We start from the raw sequence: 16,745 nt of genomic DNA, 5'->3' as shown, positions 1-16,745 counted from the left end.
AATTCTCGGATATTTTTTGTTTCTACAAAAATCTATATAAAAAATTACCTTTGCGCCTTAAACTTATATGAGATAAACCGATTGTTAATATTTCGGCCTAGAAACTTTTAATATTTTATCGTCAATGCGTACAGCAATTTTAGCCGTGATAGATTTTTTTCACCCTCCTTTTAAAAAATTTATTTCCTTACACAATTTTAGGTACATGGCTACTGGTGGCGGTACTTTGCTATTGGGAATTTTAAGTTATTATTTTGCTTATTTTTTCATTTTTAAAACCGAAGAAGTAGATTTTGGGATAATTGTACTTCAGAGAGAAACTGCATCGCTATTGGTCGATTATACAATTGCCATTCCAACCAGTTTTTTACTCAATAAGTATGTGATATTTACACATAGCGAATTAAAAGGCCGGGTTCAGCTTTTTAGGTTTTTAAATCTTCAATTCATTAATATACTGGCCAATTATGTTTTATTGAAGTTTTTGCTGGAACTTTTGAGAGATTATCCAACTTTGGCAATGCTTTCTAGAATACTGGTTTCGGTTTTAATGGCGCTTTTCAGTTACCTATATCAACACTACTTTACGTTTAGCGTAAAGAAAATAGGTGATAAAAAGGGAAAAAACATTAATAATCCTAAGTAATTGTTTGTCATGGAGGCACTGATAAAAAGAGTTGGGTCGATTAGAAGTATCGTCATTTCGACCGTAGTGCTCCAAAGGAACTCCTTTGGAGGAGAAATCTTTAACTTGATTTCAATAACATAGTTTAAAGATCTCTCCACTCCGCGATGCTTCGGTCGAGATGACGACTTTCTACTGGATCTGTTATAAATTGCTTTTAATCTTATCTATTTTTGGAAAGCAGTGGCACAAGCATTTCGGTTTCTACAATCCCGCCTTCAATCAAGTCCTCACTCGTATCTCGTTCCGGGCTTTACGTTCCAGTCGGGTTTAGGTGGCCAAAACAGTACCTCTATTTTAGTTTTTAAACTGCCCTAAGTACTTAAACGGGATGGAAGCGGCATCCCCCGATTCTTCATCGGGGATATAGCGCACAGCCCGACCGAACCTCGCCGATGAAATACGACAGCACCTTTTCTAATCATCAACTTATCTTTTTACTGCCAGAAACCTTTATTACGCTAAGCTGTTAATTTATCCAAGCACTTTCTTGATAAGATAAAAACAACATCCTAACTTAGCTGCCGACCAACTTATTTTTAGATTAACCATGAGCCATTTTAATGATTTTAATAATGCGCAGGTAACAAAATTGCCCAATCATTTAAAGCAATTTATTGTTGCCCAGAATTACGAAAAATACACGCCGATCGATCAAGCGGTGTGGCGTTACGTAATGCGTCAGAATTATAGCTATCTTAAAAATGTTGCTTACTACCCTTACATAAAAGGCTTACAACGAGCGGGTTTAAGTATCGAACACATTCCCGACCTGCAAACGATGAACGACAATCTGGGCAAGATTGGTTGGGGCGCCGTAACTGTTGATGGCTTTATTCCGCCAGCTGCTTTTATGGAATATCAGGCCTACCGTGTACTGGTAATTGCTGCCGATATCCGCCAGATTAATCACATTGAATATACACCTGCACCGGATATTATACATGAAAGTGCTGGTCACGCGCCTATTATTGCCGATACGGATTACAATAATTATTTAAGTTATTTTGGTTCAATTGGCGCAAAAGCCATGTTTTCGGCGAAAGATTTTGAACTTTACGAGGCCATTAGGAAATTATCCATTTTGAAGGAAGCCATAGATGCAGATGAATTTCAGATTGCCAAGGCAGAAAAAGAGCTGCGCTACATCAGCGAAAACATGGGCGAACCTTCTGAAATGGCTTTACTTGGTCGCTTACACTGGTGGACGGTTGAGTATGGTTTGATTGGTACTTTAGAAAACCCTAAAATTTATGGCGCTGGTTTGCTCTCTTCTATCGGTGAAAGTGCAACCTGCATGCAAAATGATGTGGAGAAACTTTGGTACAACATCGATACGATTAACTACGCTTACGATATTACCAAACCACAACCGCAGCTTTTTGTAACCGAAACTTTCCAAAATCTTATTGATGTTTTGGAAACCTTTGCCAATACCATGGCCTTTAGAAAAGGCGGCACAGAAAGCATTATGAAAGCAATTGCCTGTAAAAATGTGGCCACAGCGGTTTGTAGTTCGGGCTTACAGGTAAGCGGTGTATTTACCGATATTGGTGTGGGTACAAAAGATGAGGTAACCTTTATTAAAACAACCGGTCCTTCGGCATTGGCATTTAAAGGAAAACAATTGAACGGCCATGGGAAAGATTACCACGCTGATGGTTTTTCATCTCCCGTTGGTCGGTTAAAAGATGCAGCAAAAGCACTGGAAGATTATAGCACAGCTGAATTACAGGCTTTAGGGATAATTACAGGTGAAAAAACTGAACTTTTATTTGAAAGCGGCATTAAAGTAATTGGTGTGATTAAGGACATTATTACCGAAAGCAACAAGCTCCTTTTAATTGCCCTTAAAGACTGTACGGTTACTGAAAGCAATGGAAATATCTTGTTTAAACCTGAATGGGGCATTTATGATATGGCGATAGGCGAAACCATTGTTTCAGTTTTTAATGGAGCTGCCGATAAAGACGCCTACGAAGAAATTACATTAATTAGTAATGAAAAAACACATCAGCTTACTTATGATGATAAGATTTTAAAACTGCACGGTTTATACCAAATGGTTAGAGAAATTAGGGAAAGTGGCGAAGGTCTGGATAAGCTTGCCGAAATTTTCGCACAGCTAAAATCGAACCATAGGCAGGATTGGCTTTGTGCATTGGAAATCCTGGAGATTATTTACCATAAAAAGATTTATCATCAGCTGGAAAAGGAAATTCAGGTCTATCTGGAAATAAAAGCTGGCAGGGAGCTTGATCACACAAAATTGATCAGCGATGGCTTACATGTAATTAAAAACCCGGTAAGCCAGTTGATTACAGAGGATTGATTTATCTCTTTAATAAGTCGGTCGTCACCCTGAATTTATTTCAGGGTCTTAATGCAAAATAGATGCTGAAATAAATTACCTGCGGTGAGCTCGGTTTACTTCGTAGCTTTCCGCTTCGCTTCAGGTCAGCATGACGAACTTATCGTTCAAATACCTTAAATTTCTTATTAATTATTAATTCCAATCACCCTTATTTATAACGAGGACGACTGACAACCACATTTGCAACATAATGCGTAAATCAAGTGATGTAATCACTATTCGCTAATCCTTGTCGCCAAACAAGGTTCTAGTCGACTTACTCTTTTTTTCCTAACTTTGATTTCATCAGGTCCAGAACCTTTTAACTTTACAACAATTTTTAACTTTTTTTAATGAACATTATAATTACAGGTGCAAGTAGTGGAATCGGTTTCGAAACTGCTTTAGAGTTTAGCTTACAGAAAGAGAACAAAATTGTAGCCATTGCCCGATCGGCAGATAAACTGCGTAAACTCTTAGAAATTGCTAAAGGCATTAATCCAGACTGTACACTTTTACCAGTAGAATTTGACATTGTAAATGATGACTATGCCGCATTAGTTCCATTTTTAAAGGAACGATTAGGATCTGTTGATATCTTAATTAACAATGCAGGGGCCTTAATCAATAAACCTTTTTTAGAAACCACAGAAATTGATCTGGGTGAAATGTTACAAAGCAATGTGATTTCACACTTCAGGATGATTCAGCATATTTTGCCTCTAATGCAAAGCGGAAGCCACATTGTAAACATCGGTAGTATGGGTGGTTTTCAAGGGAGCGTTAAATTCCCAGGACTTTCAGCTTATTCGGCAAGTAAAGCAGCGCTGCACACCTTAACTGAATGTTTGGCGTTCGAATTGGCTGAAACAGGAATCAAAATCAATTGTCTTGCATTAGGATCGGCACAAACGGAAATGCTTGAGGCTGCTTTCCCTGGTTACCAAAGCCCGGTTATGGCCTTCGAAATGGGGAAATATGTTACCGACTTTGCTAAAACCGGACACAAATTCTTTAATGGAAAGATTTTACCTGTTGCTGTTACCACACCATAATATCCATATTATTTAGTAATTTACGTGCTAAATCGAAAACTAAAAAACCTATGGAAACAAACTCACCTTTTAAAACAGCCGACAATGGAAAAAATGCCGCAATAGTAAGCTACTTTTGGTTTATTGGATGGTTAATTGCCTATTTCGCCATGTATAAAGATAATCAAACAGAATTGAGTAGATATCATTTAAAACAAACGCTTCTTTTCCATCTGGCATCGACCGTTTTGAGCTGGGGTTTAAGCTTATTTTTAATCCCTTTAATTTTTGCAACCGGCTTTTTAGATGCAGTTTATATACTCCGGATTGTTCAAATTGGATTATTCGTATTGTGGATTATCGGATTAATTGCTGCAATCCAGGGAGAGAAAAAACCTATTCCATTAATTGGTGAAAGAGCACAATCCATGTTCCCAAGTATTTAATCGAAAACAAATATTTTAATCAGAAGTCCAGGCAAGTTGTTTGGACTTTTTTATTTGCACTCATTTTCAACATTTTAAGCGACTTTGGATATTTTTTATATCTTTGGTTCCTACATATGAAGAAAATAATAGTCCCGATTGCGTTTTTCATTTTGTCTGCCACGGCAGGAAAATCCCAAACCATTATCCCGGCTCAGTACCAGGAGTTAGTTAAAAAGCTCGTTGCCAGCCTCCCTAAAGAGGATAAACCATCAAACAATTCGTCGGCTAAACAATCTGAAAGTTTAATCGACTTTGCCAAAAGCATGTTAGGTATCCCGTATCGTTATGCTACAAGTAACCCTAAGGTTGGTTTCGATTGCTCTGGCTTTGTAAGTTATGTATTCAGCAATTTTGGTTTTAAGGTTCCACGTTCTTCACGCGAGTTTAGCTACGCGGGTAAAGAAACCAGCTTGGAAAACGCAAAAGTAGGCGATGTATTGATTTTTACAGGCAGTAATTCAAGAATAAGAAGAATCGGTCATGTTGGGATTGTTTATTCAATTGATGAAAACGGTATCAAGTTTATCCATGCCTCTTCGGGTAAAGTACATCAGGTAACCATTACAGATTTTGATGGCCATTATAAGGCCCGTTTCATGAAAATTGTAAGTATTATATAACTTACTTTTTATATTTCCACATTCTTGTTTTACCCTCTGCGAGCCACTCCAGTGTGGTATCCAATCGTTTTTGTTTAGTTGCCTCTGTTTTTGCTTCCTCAAGCCACATTACATAATCCTTTTTATTGGATAAGCTAAAGTTCTGAAATACAGCTAAGGCCTTAGGATCATCTTTTAATGCTTCAATAAAATATTCGGGAATAATGAGTTCTTTCTGTGCTGTAGATTTTGGCTTTGCCGGCAACTTTACATTATCCTCATTTAATTTAATTGCCTGTTGTATGTAAGCAATCAGGATCTCATCTGAAGGTAAATCTTCCAAAGATGTTATTTTCCCTAACAAACCCATCGCTTCAGAACGTTCTTTAAAAATGCCGTACTCATCTTGCATTAACGATCCCTTCCAAAAACCAAATGCACAATGGTGTTTAAAGGACGCCATATGACAAACTGTGCCTTTGAAATCGAAGAATGGCATACTCCACTTCATTTTTTCTTCAATCCGTCCATCGGCTTTATGTACCAGATTCCTTAAATGATCTAAAATGGGGATCGCAAATTCTGCCGAATTAATGATGTACTGATCTACCTGAACAATTGTATGCATAGCCTTAAAAATTACCTTACTAAATTTAAAGTAAAACTACCTTTAAAGCAAGTTCTACCGCTCCGTTATGAAGAAACTTTTTTGCCAGTTCGTGCAGCTCTCTTTCGCGGTTGGTTGTATCACCTATAGTAGCATCGAGCACTTCTTTTACTTCTGGATGGGTACTGATCAGGTCGATTTCTTCGTCGCTCGGCAAATGTTCAACATTTCCAAGCATTCCCAGGTCATTTCCGGATAATACTTTAGAAAAACGGACAGAATGTGGTAAACGGTCTACACCGATGCCCAATTTAGCAAGGGGTTTAGCTACTTTAAATAAATTGTCGTTTGTAACCCTACAGTACCAATCGCCACCTAAACGCGCTACAAGATCGATTTTATGCTGATCAATCCTACCATTTTCGTCTAAAATAGCTTCATTAATATGAATCACTTTTATTTCGGCCAGAACCAGGTTCCCTGCACCATGATGATCGCCTAATGAAATCACCTCATTTACAACACATTCAAACTGTACCGGAGCTTCTGCTACCCTTGGTGGCCTGACCAGATCAGATTTCAACATGGTAAATCCCGCTTTCTCGAACTCGTTTACGCCTTTAGCGTATTCGGTACTAGCCAAACTCATTTGCTGCACCATATCGTAGTTTACAATATTAATGACGCATTCTTTAACCTGCAATACATTTTCTAAGCTATGTTTGGTGGTATTATCACGCACTCTTCTTGACGGGGAAAAAATACAGATCGGCGGATTTGTACTAAACATATTAAAGAAACTGAAGGGGCTTAAATTAATATTCCCTTCGGCATTAATAGTTGAAGCAAAGCAGATCGGTCGCGGAGCGATGGCGTATTGCAAATAATTTTGCAGATCTACGGGAGTTAAATCTTCGGTTTTAAGTGATACCAAAACTTTAATGATTAAATTTTATAATTATTTTTTTTGGAAAACAAATGCAGTGCTTATTGGGAAACAGCAGTCCCGCTATACGCTATATTCCCGATGAAAAATCGGGAGATAACGCTACTATCGGGTTTAGTTAACAAGGTTAACCTAAGTAATTTAAACCTGAATTACTTTTGATGATATTATTGATTTAGTTTTTTCGCAACGGTCGTCATGCTGAACTTGTTTTACAAGTAGAAGTAGCATTTTCAATTGTCTTGTAGCTACTACGTGGTCAGCATCTAATCAGATAGATCCTGAACTGAATTCAGGATGACGACCGCTTTAATAATCTGGCATTAAATAAATTAATTTCTAAATAAGTATAATCAATTTGAAGAACCTTTCTATTTCTTCAATGCCAAAATCGAAAAATCGGTATCTGCTTTAGTGATTGTATTGGTTAAAGCACCAAGCCCTGTTATTTCCATTTCCACAACATCACCTGGCTGTAACCACTGTACTTTATAATTTGGATCGTTAAGCAAACCAGTCCCGTTTAATTCCAAGAAACAACCCGTACCTACTGTTCCTGAACCAATTACATCCCCTGGAAGAATATCTACACCATAAGCACAACGTTCTATAATTTCAGCAAAAGTCCAGTCCATATCGGCAGCATTTCCTTTCGAAACTTCGATGCCATTTACCCGGCAGGTCATTTTAAGGTCGTAAACATTACCGACATGCCCTTCTTTAGGCGCAACTTTATATTGCAATAATTCATCAGGCGTTACCAACCATGGGCCAATTACCGTAGAAAAATCTTTTCCTTTTGCAGGGCCTAAATTCAACAACATCTCCTCCATCTGCAAGGTACGGGCACTCATATCGTTCATTACCATATAACCGGCAATGTATTCGTCAGCTTCAGCAGCTTTAATATTTCTACCTTTTTTACCAATAACAATCGCAACCTCTAATTCGAAATCGAGTTTATCAAAATGATCTGGCATACATTCAATTTCTCCAGTACCTTGAATAGCGTTGTGATTGGTGAAATAAAAGATCGGGTACTCATCGAATTGAGGGATCATATCAACCTTTCTATTTCTACGTGCCGCAGCAACATGCTGTCTGAAAGCGTATCCATCACGACAACTCGTAGGATGCGGAACAGGAGCTAAAATCTCGTAAAAAATTTCTTCTTTAGCAGCTAAACTACCATCTTTTATTTGATCGTCTATCCTTTTTGCTCTTTCCATTAACACTTCACCACCTTGCAAAAACGTACTCATATTATCTGGAAGCAATTTATCGCAACTATTTAAATTATAAATATGTCCGTTGATAAATATACCAAGATGCTCCCTGTCTTCGGTTTTATAAGATACTAGTTTCATATATGATTTGGTTAAATATGCGGTAAAGCTAAGAAATTAGGCCATTCAAAATAAAACTTAAACGTTATTATTTTAACACAGTATATTTCTGAAGGTTTGATTTAATTAAAGGAAAATCTTTTGCCTGAAGTGCTTTATAATGTTTTTTGTTAGAGAGTAAACCACCAATTAACATTCCACCCGATACGCCAACAGGTACACCCGCAGCAATAAGCACTACCGACTCGACCAATTTATCACTTTTTGCGGCCAGTACAAAAAATGTTAAACCTCCGGCAATAGCCAGCGGTGCAGCTATCCCTTTACGGTGAATATACAATGCACTGATACTGTCGGCACTTAATTTTATGGTATCCTTCCGGTTTCTGATAATTGTTAAACCATCATCGGCTGCAGCGTAAAAAGAACCTCTTGTGGCTTTTCCACTTCGGTCTATAACCCTAATGGTGTACTTGGCATTTTGTTGCGCAAAAGTGGCATAGCTCAAGGCTAAAAAAAATAAGCATGTAAAAATAAATTTCATCGGGATGATCATATAGTAAGTAATTAAAGGTAATTAAAATTTCAACTTTTAAATAAAATACTTACCTTGGCACCATTAAAACCATGATCTTAAAAGCATTACATATTAATCTAGTAAACGACGCTATTGCGGCCCGTCGCTATAAGATGCTATCCAAACTGATCATGGCTCAATATTCTCTGTAATTTTTACTTACCCTTTCTTTTTAATTGAAACGCATTACCGTTTTGATTGTTAATTCATTAGGATTTTTTCTTTTCTAACCATAACAACATTTTATTATGCCTATTTATCATAAATTGGGGCAGATTCCAGCTAAACGTCACACGGTTTTTCGTAAACCCGATGGAAATCTTTATGCCGAAGAATTGGTATCAACCGAAGGTTTTTCGAGTTTATATTCATTGGTTTATCATTGTCACCCGCCAACCATTGTTAAACATTTGGGCGAAGCATACAGTGTTGAGCCAAAAATTGCACGCGAAAAACACCTGAAACACACGAGTTTAATCGGTTTCAATATTAAACCTGAAGATGATTTTCTAAAAAGCAGAAAAGCCGTTCTGGTAAATAGCGATTTACACATCGTTTTGGCAGCGCCGAGAAAATCGATGACCGATTATTTCTACAAAAACAGCCAGGCTGACGAGATGATCTTCATACATGAAGGTTCTGGAAAGCTGAAAACAGGATTTGGAGAAATTAAGTTTGCTTATGGCGATTATCTGATCATCCCGAGAGGAACCATTTACCAGATGGAGTTTGATAATGAACAAAACAGGTTGTTCATTGTGGAAAGTTTTAGTCCGTTAAGACCGCCAAAAAGATATTTAAATCAGTTTGGACAGCTAATGGAACACGCACCTTACTGTGAGCGTGATTTAAGATTACCCCAAAACCTGCAAACCTTTGATGAATACGGCGATTTTAAAGTACTGATTAAAAAACAAGGGTTAATTTATCCATATACCTACGGTACACATCCTTTTGATTATGTAGGCTGGGACGGTTATCATTACCCATACGCTTTCTCTATCCACGATTTTGAGCCGATAACAGGCCGTTTACACCAACCACCCCCGGTTCATCAAACTTTCGAAGGACACAACTTTGTAGTTTGTTCTTTTGTTCCCCGCAAATACGATTATCACCCTGATTCTATTCCTGCGCCTTACAACCATAGCAATGTAGATAGCGATGAAGTGCTTTATTATGTAGATGGTGATTTTATGAGCCGCAAAAGTGTGGTTAAAGGGCAGATTACCTTACACCCTGGAGGTATTCCACATGGGCCACACCCGGGTACCGTAGAAAAATCGATCGGAAAAGAAAAAACAGATGAACTGGCGGTAATGATCGATCCTTTTAAACCTTTAATGCTTACACAGGATGCCCTGGATATTGAGGACGAAAATTACCACAAAAGTTGGCAGATTAACATAGAGTAAAGTTAGGATGATTAAGATTTCGGGATTATAGGATTTAAGCTCTTTAAAGTAACATGCACAGTTAACCGATTTAAACAATTAAGCGGTTAACCATTTAAAAATAACAACACATCCGACTTCGGCCGCCCCGACCTCGGACTTAATAACAACAACAATGAAAACACAAACATTCGCAGAAAAAATATCAAAAGCACCAGATTTTCTGCCTATTAACGGAACAGATTATATCGAATTTTATGTAGGCAATGCTAAACAAGCGGCTCACTACTACAAAACTGCATTTGGGTTTCAAAGCCTGGCTTATGCCGGACCAGAAACTGGTGTACGTGACCGTTCATCATATGTATTGCAACAGGGTAAAATCAGATTGATCTTAACCACAGCATTAAAATCAGATCATCCAATAGCAGAGCATGTAAAAAAACATGGCGATGGGGTAAAAGTATTAGCCCTTTGGGTAGACGATGCCTATAGCGCCTTTGAAGAAACCACAAAACGTGGTGCGAAACCCTATTTGGCTCCTCAAACTTTAACTGATGAAAATGGTGAAGTTCGGATGAGCGGTATTTATACTTATGGCGAAACTGTACACATGTTTATTGAGCGTAAAAATTATAATGGAACCTTTATGCCAGGTTATCGTGTATGGGAAAGCGATTATCAACCTGCCGATGCTGGTCTTTTATATATCGATCATTGTGTGGGTAATGTAGGTTGGAACCGCATGAATGAAGCTGTACAATGGTACGAAGATGTAATGGGCTTCGTAAATATCTTATCTTTTGATGATAAGCAGATCAATACTGAATACTCGGCTTTGATGAGTAAGGTAATGAGTAATGGAAATGGCTATTCGAAATTCCCGATTAACGAACCTGCTGAGGGGAAAAAGAAATCGCAAATTGAAGAATACCTTGAATATTATGAGGGCGAAGGCGTTCAGCACATTGCTGTGGCCACTAAAGATATTGTTAAAACAGTTAAAGAACTGAAAGCACGTGGGGTGGAGTTTTTAAGTGCGCCACCAGAGGCCTATTACAACATGATGCCGCAACGCGTAGGCAAAATTGATGAAGAAATAGCATTGCTAGAAAGTCTGGGTATTTTGGTCGATTGTGATGAAGAAGGCTATTTACTACAGATTTTCACTAAACCAGTTGAAGACCGCCCTACCCTATTCTTCGAAATTATTCAGCGTAAAGGTGCACAGAGTTTTGGTGCGGGCAACTTTAAAGCGCTATTTGAATCATTGGAACGTGAGCAGGAATTGAGGGGAAATTTGTAGTATCCATTCATAGCGAATTAAGTGATTTAATTCAAGACGTCACCCTGAATTTATTTCAGGGTCTCAGACAAAAGATACTGAAACGAGTTCAGCATGACGACAATCCAAAATTAAGCGTAAAAAAGAGCAGGTTTAAACCTGCTCTTTTTTACGCTTAATCAAATTCTTTAAATTTAAATACACACAAATATTTAAACCTTAAAAATTATGAGAAGAAAATTAATGCTGGTCTTATTGCTGGCGGCATCCATTAATGGTTTCGCCCAAACAAAGATCGAAACTGTTAAAACCATCAACCAACTATTGGCAAAAGCTATCGGCGGAACCGATCACATTTTACGCAAGGGAACGGAAACCACATTTACAATTACTGCCAATTCGTTTTCTATTGATGAGGAAATGAATTACGGGGTTTTTACCGTTGGAAAAACCTTTGCCAGCGCGGATAATGCCAAAGAAGAAACCACCAACAAATAGCAAATAAACACCTGGAAAGGATTCAGGGTGAGTCCGGAACAGACCAGCACAAAAATTAAATCCATCTATCCCATTTTTGACAAACGTGAAGATGAACCTGATAACGATAAAAATGGAATTAAATATTATTGTTTAGCTGGTGATGAAGAAAAATTGATAGCGGCCTTCCTGCATCTGCAAAATCTTTATTCGAAAAAGTAATTAACTTAACCATTATAAAAGCTGGGAATTAATTCCTGGCTTTTGTTTTTATTTATTTGCCGTTTTAAATCCAGCAATCAAGTTATAAATCATACCACTCCGAAAGGTTGGTCAAAATAGGCATTAATGCCAGTCCCTTTTTCGTTAAATGGTAATCTACCCTAACCGGAACCTCAGCAATAATTTCTTTGGTCAGCAATTTATTTGCTTCCAGTTCTTTTAGTTGTTTGCCTAAAGCCTGATCAGATATAGTAGGAAGTACATTTTTTAATAAGCTGAAGCGGTTCACTCCTTCAAAAATATGGATCAGGATCAATGCTTTCCATCTGCCTGAAATAATATCTAACGCACCATTTATACGGCATGAATTAAGCAAAAAAGCCTTATTTAATGCATTCGAGGAACTTTCTTTAATCATAACTCACTTTTTTTTGAGTAACTCCAAATAAAACAAGCCATTGCATGCTGTGTTTTTTAAATTCAACTTTGACCAAGTTAAGAAAAAGAGGACTGAGTTTTTTCATGACTAAATCATAACCGTTAGTTAATTACAATATTTATGAAAGCAATAACATTAAAAGAATTCGGTAATACAGAAAATTTTAAATTGGAGAACTATCCCGTTCCAAAACCTAAAAATGATGAGGTATTAATCAAATTAAAAGCAACTGCTTTTAATCCTATTGACTACCAAATGCGTTTAGGAAGAAGGGAAAGCCACATGATGAATTCTCCTATTTTAGGACGTGAACTTGCAGGAATAGTGGAAGAAATTGGCGAGAACGTTAAAAACTTTAAGTTAGGAGATGAAATTTACGCTGCCTCAGGCAGTGGCGGATCAAATGGTAGTTATGCGCAATACATGACGTTGACAGAAAAACGAGTTGCGCTGAAACCAAAAAATATAACTTTTGAGGAAGCCGCAGCGATTCCTTCTGCTGGTTTAACGGCGTGGCAAACCTTTAGCCGACTTCATATTAAAAAAAAAGACCGTATTTTCATCACCGGAGGAAGCGGTGCTGTAGGATCTTTTCTTATCAGGCTATTAAAACCCAAGCATCTTGATCAAATTATAACCATTGCAGGAAGCTTAGAAAGTATAGATGCGATTAAAGCCATTGGATTAAAAGAATCACAAATAATAGATTATCGCAATCCAGATCTCGAAAGCATCATATTAAATGCAAATCACAATCATTATTTCGATTTTACAGTGGATATAGTTGGTGATAAATCAGCAGAAATTGCAGCAAATACGCTTAAAGTAAATGGCGTATATGCAGATATAACATTTCTAGGCACACAAAAGACCCGGGAAACCTTATTTGATAAGGGAGCTTCAGTGCTCAATATTTCAAATTATGCTTTCACACTCGATAACAACCTGAACTGGTATGGAAACACCTTGAGGAAAATCACCGGCTTGATTGAAGCTGAAAAATTAGTTGCGCCATCAATAAATATTTTAGGCAGGTTTTCTTTAAAAACGGTACAACATGCGCATAACATTATGGAAAACAATTTAAGCAGAGGAAAGAAGCTAGTGATGACGATAGATTATTAATTTAATTCTTCACTAAAACTTCATAATTGAAGTGCACCTTTGAAATAACAAAACACGAAGCGATTTCAATTTTGTTAAATTCTAAAAACTCATAATTAGTTTTTTAGTTTTCCGGTTACCCTTATCTGATACCTCATGTATTGCAAAATACATGAGGTTTTTTGTTATAAGATTTTGATTTTTGTCCTTACAAACCAAGGGATAGGTTTATTCTAAAAAAACCAATAACTTAGGAATAAAAATTACCAGAATGTTAACTGAAGCCAATAAGGCTAAGAGTTGGCTTACCAAATACCATTTTAAACATTATCGCTCAAAATTATGCTCGCTAAAGGAATATTAATGATACTTTGTTGTGGATTTTTGAAAATACCCTTGGTGGAAATTAAAAATCAAGACAATCCGCAAAAGCCTGTTAAGGTGACAGCCGCTCAGGACGCTAAATCTTTTAAGCAGGCATCAAATGATATGCTCAATCATATCAAAATTGTATATGTGAAAGACAAACACGACAGTAACTTAACCACCTTTGCTAAAATCACTATAAAAAACACCATGAAAACGGAAATAACTATTATTTCTTTTCGTTTGGACGGTGATGTAACCCAAGGCTGTAAAAAGGCTTACGAGATAGCGCAGAAGGCTGTACTTAAACCGAATCAATCAATTACCATTCCCCAACGTTTAATTAAGGGCGATTGTGAAAAACATGTTATAAAAGACCTTAGAATAAAATACACTATAAATGTTAATTTTACGCTCGATTAGGGGCATTATTGAAAATTGCCTATTTAAGCAAAATCAAAAATCGGACGTCATGCTCAGGCTTCTCTTAAAATTCAAAAGAATCTTCCGGCACAAGAGCCCTGCTAAATTAGTAATTGGTTAAATGCGGTTACCCGGTACTTTCTTTAAGCATCTGGTAAAGGTCTGTTGCGCCTCCATCAAATTTAGTTCCGTTTACATAAAACGAAGGCGTTCCGTTTACGCCACTGCGCACTCCACTATCAAAATCGTCTTCTATTTTAGTTTTGATACCTGCTGAAGTGCTATCTTTTTGAAACTGCTCCAGGTCTAAACCGATTGTTTCTGCCAGTTCATCAAATAGGTCAGCGTTTAAGCGGTATTGATTTTCGTAGAGTGCATCGTGCATTTCCCAAAACTTACCTTGTAAATCTGCAGCTTCTGCAGCAATGGCAGCTGGAAAAGCAAACTCATGGGCATTTGCCAAAGGAAAATGACGAAATATAAATTTAATCTGATGTCCAAATGTTTCTTCAATTTCTTTTACAATTGGGTAGGCATCACCACAATACGGACATTGATAATCGCCATATTCGACAATGGTTATACTAGCTGAATCGTTGCCTTGAATATGGTCTTGATTACTTACTTCGGGTTTTAATGTACTCATAACTTATTTCTTGCTTAATTCTTCTAATGCGTCTAAAATTCCGTCAGCGCCAGGGTTAACAGCTATTGGCGACAAATAACTCCAGGCAATTTTCCCTTCTTTATCTATAACAAAAAGTGCCCTTTTGCTTTCGCCAAGTTCTTCATGGTATACACCATAAGCTTTTGACACTGCGCCTTTTGGTTCAAAATCGGCCAAAAGTGGAAAATGCAGTTTTCTATTTTCTTCAAAAGCGAGGTGGCACCAAACACTATCAACAGAAACACCAAAAATCTGTGCATCATACTTGTTAAAATATTTTAGCATTTCGTTATAAAGTGCCATTTGGTCGCTGCATACGGGGCTCCAATCGGCAGGATAAAAAGCCAGGATAACATTTTTACCTTTAAAATCTTTAAGTTTTATTTTCTGATCGGGAGTAGCATTCAATTCGAAATCTGGTGCTATAGCGCCTTTTTCTAACATATTAAGGAGTTTAAAATTTAAATCATTTAATAAACAACGCTGAATCTGTGTTGTTTGCAACAAATTTTAGCCTAATTTTTGCCTTTTGATTAAGTAAGACTGAAGGACAGGGTAAAACCCATCGTTCATATCTGCATCAATTAAGTCGATTTTATATTGGGCGCATTTTAGCGCAATCTGCTGTCGATACGAGGAAACCGCCGCTGTATAATTTTCCTTTACCTGATTGGTATGTACTTTAATCGTTTCGCCGGTTTCCATATCAATAAACTGGTATGGGCGGTTTTCAAAATTGAAATCGACTTCTTTTGATTTATCTACCACGTTAAAAACCACCACTTCATGTTTGTTGAATTTTAAATGCTGCAAAGCATCAAAAAACTCGTCCGTTTTATCTATGCTTGTTTGTGTATTAAAAAGATCGCTAAAAACAATTACCAATGAGCGTTTATGAATCAATTCGGCCACCTGGTGCAAAGCTTCGCTTAAATTAGTCTGTGCATTTACCTTGGGTTTATGTAACAGCTCTTCCAATTGTGTAAACAGATATTTCTGATGTAAGGTAGTCGACTTTGCTGGCGAATTCAACAGTATTTCATCTGTAAATAAGCTTAATCCGAAAGCATCACGCTGTTTCTTCAACAGGTACATCAAAGATGCAGCAGCCTGTATCGAGAAAATCAGTTTGTTATTTTTAGGTTCAGGAAAGTACATTGATGAGGACACATCAATCACAAACTGGCAGCGCAAATTGGTTTCTTCTTCGAAACGTTTGCTGTAAAGTTTATCGGTTTTGGCATATAACTTCCAGTCGATATTTTTAACATTATCACCATTATTATACTGGCGGTGCTCTGCAAATTCGACCGAAAAGCCATGAAATGGGCTTTTATGCAGCCCGGTGATAAAACCTTCTACCACTTGCTGTGCAAGCAATTCTAAATTACCATAGCTTGTTTCGTTTTCGTAGTTTACAGCCTGCATATGGTAAAGCTAATAAAAGATTTATTAAAAAAAATTAAAAAACTACCCAAGACTTTCGAAGTTTCAAAGGCCTAAGCGCCGGCTAACTACAAACTGTGAATTGCAGACTGCAAATTGATATGGGCGTTCCCCAAGCTACGCAAGGGGCGGGCTTTCCAGGGCTGCGCTACGCTCCGGTACCGATGAAGGATCGGTACTGAACCCTTACAATCCCTAACGCTAACCACCCCGCCCTGCGGGCACTCCTCCTTAAAACAAGGAGGGGAGTAATCAACGCCAGAAAGCAACCCAGCCCAAGTACCACT

Annotated in this window: 18 protein-coding genes; 10 read left to right on the top strand and 8 right to left on the bottom strand. The window is 37.5% G+C overall.

The features are described 5' to 3' along the window. Window positions 1-124 precede the first annotated feature (124 nt). From J7E57_RS24825 to J7E57_RS24805, 5 genes are all read left to right on the top strand, one after another. Window positions 125-646 (top strand): GtrA family protein, encoded by a 522-nt coding sequence (locus tag J7E57_RS24825; RefSeq protein WP_215125809.1) that lies wholly within the window; start codon window positions 125-127, stop codon window positions 644-646. Window positions 647-1,235: 589 nt separating this feature from the next. Next, on the top strand, window positions 1,236-3,017 hold the full coding sequence (locus J7E57_RS24820) for an aromatic amino acid hydroxylase (protein WP_215125810.1): 1,782 nt from the start codon (window positions 1,236-1,238) through the stop codon (window positions 3,015-3,017). 374 nt (window positions 3,018-3,391) lie between these two features. Continuing rightward, entirely contained in the window at window positions 3,392-4,093 is a 702-nt protein-coding gene (locus J7E57_RS24815) for an SDR family oxidoreductase (protein ID WP_215125811.1), read from the top strand. Window positions 4,094-4,143: 50 nt separating this feature from the next. Continuing rightward, the gene (locus tag J7E57_RS24810; RefSeq protein ID WP_215125812.1) at window positions 4,144-4,518 is read left to right on the top strand and encodes a DUF4870 domain-containing protein; all 375 of its coding nucleotides are present in this window, start codon (window positions 4,144-4,146) and stop codon (window positions 4,516-4,518) included. Window positions 4,519-4,634: 116 nt separating this feature from the next. Next, window positions 4,635-5,180 carry a C40 family peptidase gene (locus tag J7E57_RS24805; protein WP_215125813.1) on the top strand — a complete coding sequence of 182 codons (546 nt, stop codon included), beginning with the start codon at window positions 4,635-4,637 and terminating at the stop codon, window positions 5,178-5,180. A 1-nt stretch (window position 5,181) separates the two neighbouring features. Here the strand turns inward: J7E57_RS24805 and J7E57_RS24800 are convergent, their stop codons facing one another. The 4 genes from J7E57_RS24800 to J7E57_RS24785 all read right to left on the bottom strand — a co-directional run bounded on the left by J7E57_RS24800 (window position 5,182) and on the right by J7E57_RS24785 (window position 8,602). After that, window positions 5,182-5,787, bottom strand: coding sequence for a YdeI/OmpD-associated family protein (locus J7E57_RS24800; RefSeq protein WP_215125814.1), 606 nt, complete (start codon window positions 5,785-5,787; stop codon window positions 5,182-5,184). Between the two features lie 25 nt (window positions 5,788-5,812). Continuing rightward, window positions 5,813-6,700 (bottom strand): flavin reductase family protein, encoded by an 888-nt coding sequence (locus tag J7E57_RS24795; protein WP_215125815.1) that lies wholly within the window; start codon window positions 6,698-6,700, stop codon window positions 5,813-5,815. Window positions 6,701-7,083: 383 nt separating this feature from the next. After that, complete coding sequence (locus tag J7E57_RS24790) at window positions 7,084-8,079, bottom strand: fumarylacetoacetate hydrolase family protein (RefSeq protein WP_215125816.1); 996 nt, start codon at window positions 8,077-8,079, stop codon at window positions 7,084-7,086. Between the two features lie 67 nt (window positions 8,080-8,146). After that, window positions 8,147-8,602, bottom strand: a complete 456-nt coding sequence (locus tag J7E57_RS24785; protein WP_215125817.1) for a hypothetical protein — start codon at window positions 8,600-8,602, stop codon at window positions 8,147-8,149. A 281-nt stretch (window positions 8,603-8,883) separates the two neighbouring features. On the opposite strand from J7E57_RS24785, the gene J7E57_RS24780 reads away from it, so the two are divergent. The 3 genes from J7E57_RS24780 to J7E57_RS24770 all read left to right on the top strand — a co-directional run bounded on the left by J7E57_RS24780 (window position 8,884) and on the right by J7E57_RS24770 (window position 11,812). Continuing rightward, the gene (locus J7E57_RS24780) at window positions 8,884-10,050 is read left to right on the top strand and encodes a homogentisate 1,2-dioxygenase (RefSeq protein ID WP_215125818.1); all 1,167 of its coding nucleotides are present in this window, start codon (window positions 8,884-8,886) and stop codon (window positions 10,048-10,050) included. Window positions 10,051-10,204: 154 nt separating this feature from the next. Continuing rightward, window positions 10,205-11,335, top strand: a complete 1,131-nt coding sequence (gene hppD / locus J7E57_RS24775) for a 4-hydroxyphenylpyruvate dioxygenase (protein WP_215125819.1) — start codon at window positions 10,205-10,207, stop codon at window positions 11,333-11,335. Window positions 11,336-11,542: 207 nt separating this feature from the next. Further along, window positions 11,543-11,812 carry a hypothetical protein gene (locus J7E57_RS24770; RefSeq protein ID WP_215125820.1) on the top strand — a complete coding sequence of 90 codons (270 nt, stop codon included), beginning with the start codon at window positions 11,543-11,545 and terminating at the stop codon, window positions 11,810-11,812. 283 nt (window positions 11,813-12,095) lie between these two features. Here the strand turns inward: J7E57_RS24770 and J7E57_RS24765 are convergent, their stop codons facing one another. Next, the gene (locus J7E57_RS24765) at window positions 12,096-12,431 is read right to left on the bottom strand and encodes a winged helix-turn-helix transcriptional regulator (RefSeq protein ID WP_215125821.1); all 336 of its coding nucleotides are present in this window, start codon (window positions 12,429-12,431) and stop codon (window positions 12,096-12,098) included. 141 nt (window positions 12,432-12,572) lie between these two features. Here J7E57_RS24765 and J7E57_RS24760 point away from each other — a divergent pair, with 141 nt between their 5' ends. Further along, window positions 12,573-13,577, top strand: coding sequence for an NADP-dependent oxidoreductase (locus tag J7E57_RS24760; RefSeq protein ID WP_215125822.1), 1,005 nt, complete (start codon window positions 12,573-12,575; stop codon window positions 13,575-13,577). Window positions 13,578-13,898: 321 nt separating this feature from the next. After that, on the top strand, window positions 13,899-14,345 hold the full coding sequence (locus J7E57_RS24755; RefSeq protein ID WP_215125823.1) for a hypothetical protein: 447 nt from the start codon (window positions 13,899-13,901) through the stop codon (window positions 14,343-14,345). Between the two features lie 127 nt (window positions 14,346-14,472). Here the strand turns inward: J7E57_RS24755 and J7E57_RS24750 are convergent, their stop codons facing one another. From J7E57_RS24750 to J7E57_RS24740, 3 genes are all read right to left on the bottom strand, one after another. Continuing rightward, a complete protein-coding gene (locus tag J7E57_RS24750; RefSeq protein WP_215125824.1) occupies window positions 14,473-14,991 on the bottom strand; it encodes a DsbA family protein in 519 nt (172 codons plus the stop codon). A 3-nt stretch (window positions 14,992-14,994) separates the two neighbouring features. After that, the gene (locus J7E57_RS24745; RefSeq protein WP_215125825.1) at window positions 14,995-15,456 is read right to left on the bottom strand and encodes a redoxin domain-containing protein; all 462 of its coding nucleotides are present in this window, start codon (window positions 15,454-15,456) and stop codon (window positions 14,995-14,997) included. 66 nt (window positions 15,457-15,522) lie between these two features. Further along, window positions 15,523-16,440, bottom strand: coding sequence for a DUF58 domain-containing protein (locus tag J7E57_RS24740; RefSeq protein ID WP_215125826.1), 918 nt, complete (start codon window positions 16,438-16,440; stop codon window positions 15,523-15,525). Window positions 16,441-16,745 lie beyond the last annotated feature (305 nt).

It is taken from the genome of Pedobacter sp. ISL-64, assembly GCF_018613605.1.
Lineage (GTDB): Bacteria > Bacteroidota > Bacteroidia > Sphingobacteriales > Sphingobacteriaceae > Pedobacter.
The sequence above is the reverse complement of the archived record's forward strand: the minus strand, read 5'-3'. Positions and strand labels throughout refer to the sequence as shown.

Bases quoted from the DNA above. Each gene is read 5' to 3' on its own strand.
- J7E57_RS24825 (WP_215125809.1), top strand. From the start codon at position 125: ATGCGTACAGCAATTTTAGCCGTGATAGATTTTTTTCACCCTCCTTTT.
- J7E57_RS24750 (WP_215125824.1), bottom strand. From the start codon at position 14,991: ATGAGTACATTAAAACCCGAAGTAAGTAATCAAGACCATATTCAAGGC.
- J7E57_RS24785 (WP_215125817.1), bottom strand. From the start codon at position 8,602: ATGAAATTTATTTTTACATGCTTATTTTTTTTAGCCTTGAGCTATGCC.
- J7E57_RS24820 (WP_215125810.1), top strand. From the start codon at position 1,236: ATGAGCCATTTTAATGATTTTAATAATGCGCAGGTAACAAAATTGCCC.
- J7E57_RS24755 (WP_215125823.1), top strand. From the start codon at position 13,899: ATGCTCGCTAAAGGAATATTAATGATACTTTGTTGTGGATTTTTGAAA.
- J7E57_RS24800 (WP_215125814.1), bottom strand. From the start codon at position 5,787: ATGCATACAATTGTTCAGGTAGATCAGTACATCATTAATTCGGCAGAA.
- J7E57_RS24770 (WP_215125820.1), top strand. From the start codon at position 11,543: ATGAGAAGAAAATTAATGCTGGTCTTATTGCTGGCGGCATCCATTAAT.
- J7E57_RS24745 (WP_215125825.1), bottom strand. From the start codon at position 15,456: ATGTTAGAAAAAGGCGCTATAGCACCAGATTTCGAATTGAATGCTACT.
- J7E57_RS24805 (WP_215125813.1), top strand. From the start codon at position 4,635: ATGAAGAAAATAATAGTCCCGATTGCGTTTTTCATTTTGTCTGCCACG.
- J7E57_RS24765 (WP_215125821.1), bottom strand. From the start codon at position 12,431: ATGATTAAAGAAAGTTCCTCGAATGCATTAAATAAGGCTTTTTTGCTT.
- J7E57_RS24790 (WP_215125816.1), bottom strand. From the start codon at position 8,079: ATGAAACTAGTATCTTATAAAACCGAAGACAGGGAGCATCTTGGTATA.
- J7E57_RS24780 (WP_215125818.1), top strand. From the start codon at position 8,884: ATGCCTATTTATCATAAATTGGGGCAGATTCCAGCTAAACGTCACACG.
- J7E57_RS24760 (WP_215125822.1), top strand. From the start codon at position 12,573: ATGAAAGCAATAACATTAAAAGAATTCGGTAATACAGAAAATTTTAAA.
- J7E57_RS24815 (WP_215125811.1), top strand. From the start codon at position 3,392: ATGAACATTATAATTACAGGTGCAAGTAGTGGAATCGGTTTCGAAACT.
- J7E57_RS24810 (WP_215125812.1), top strand. From the start codon at position 4,144: ATGGAAACAAACTCACCTTTTAAAACAGCCGACAATGGAAAAAATGCC.
- J7E57_RS24740 (WP_215125826.1), bottom strand. From the start codon at position 16,440: ATGCAGGCTGTAAACTACGAAAACGAAACAAGCTATGGTAATTTAGAA.
- hppD (WP_215125819.1), top strand. From the start codon at position 10,205: ATGAAAACACAAACATTCGCAGAAAAAATATCAAAAGCACCAGATTTT.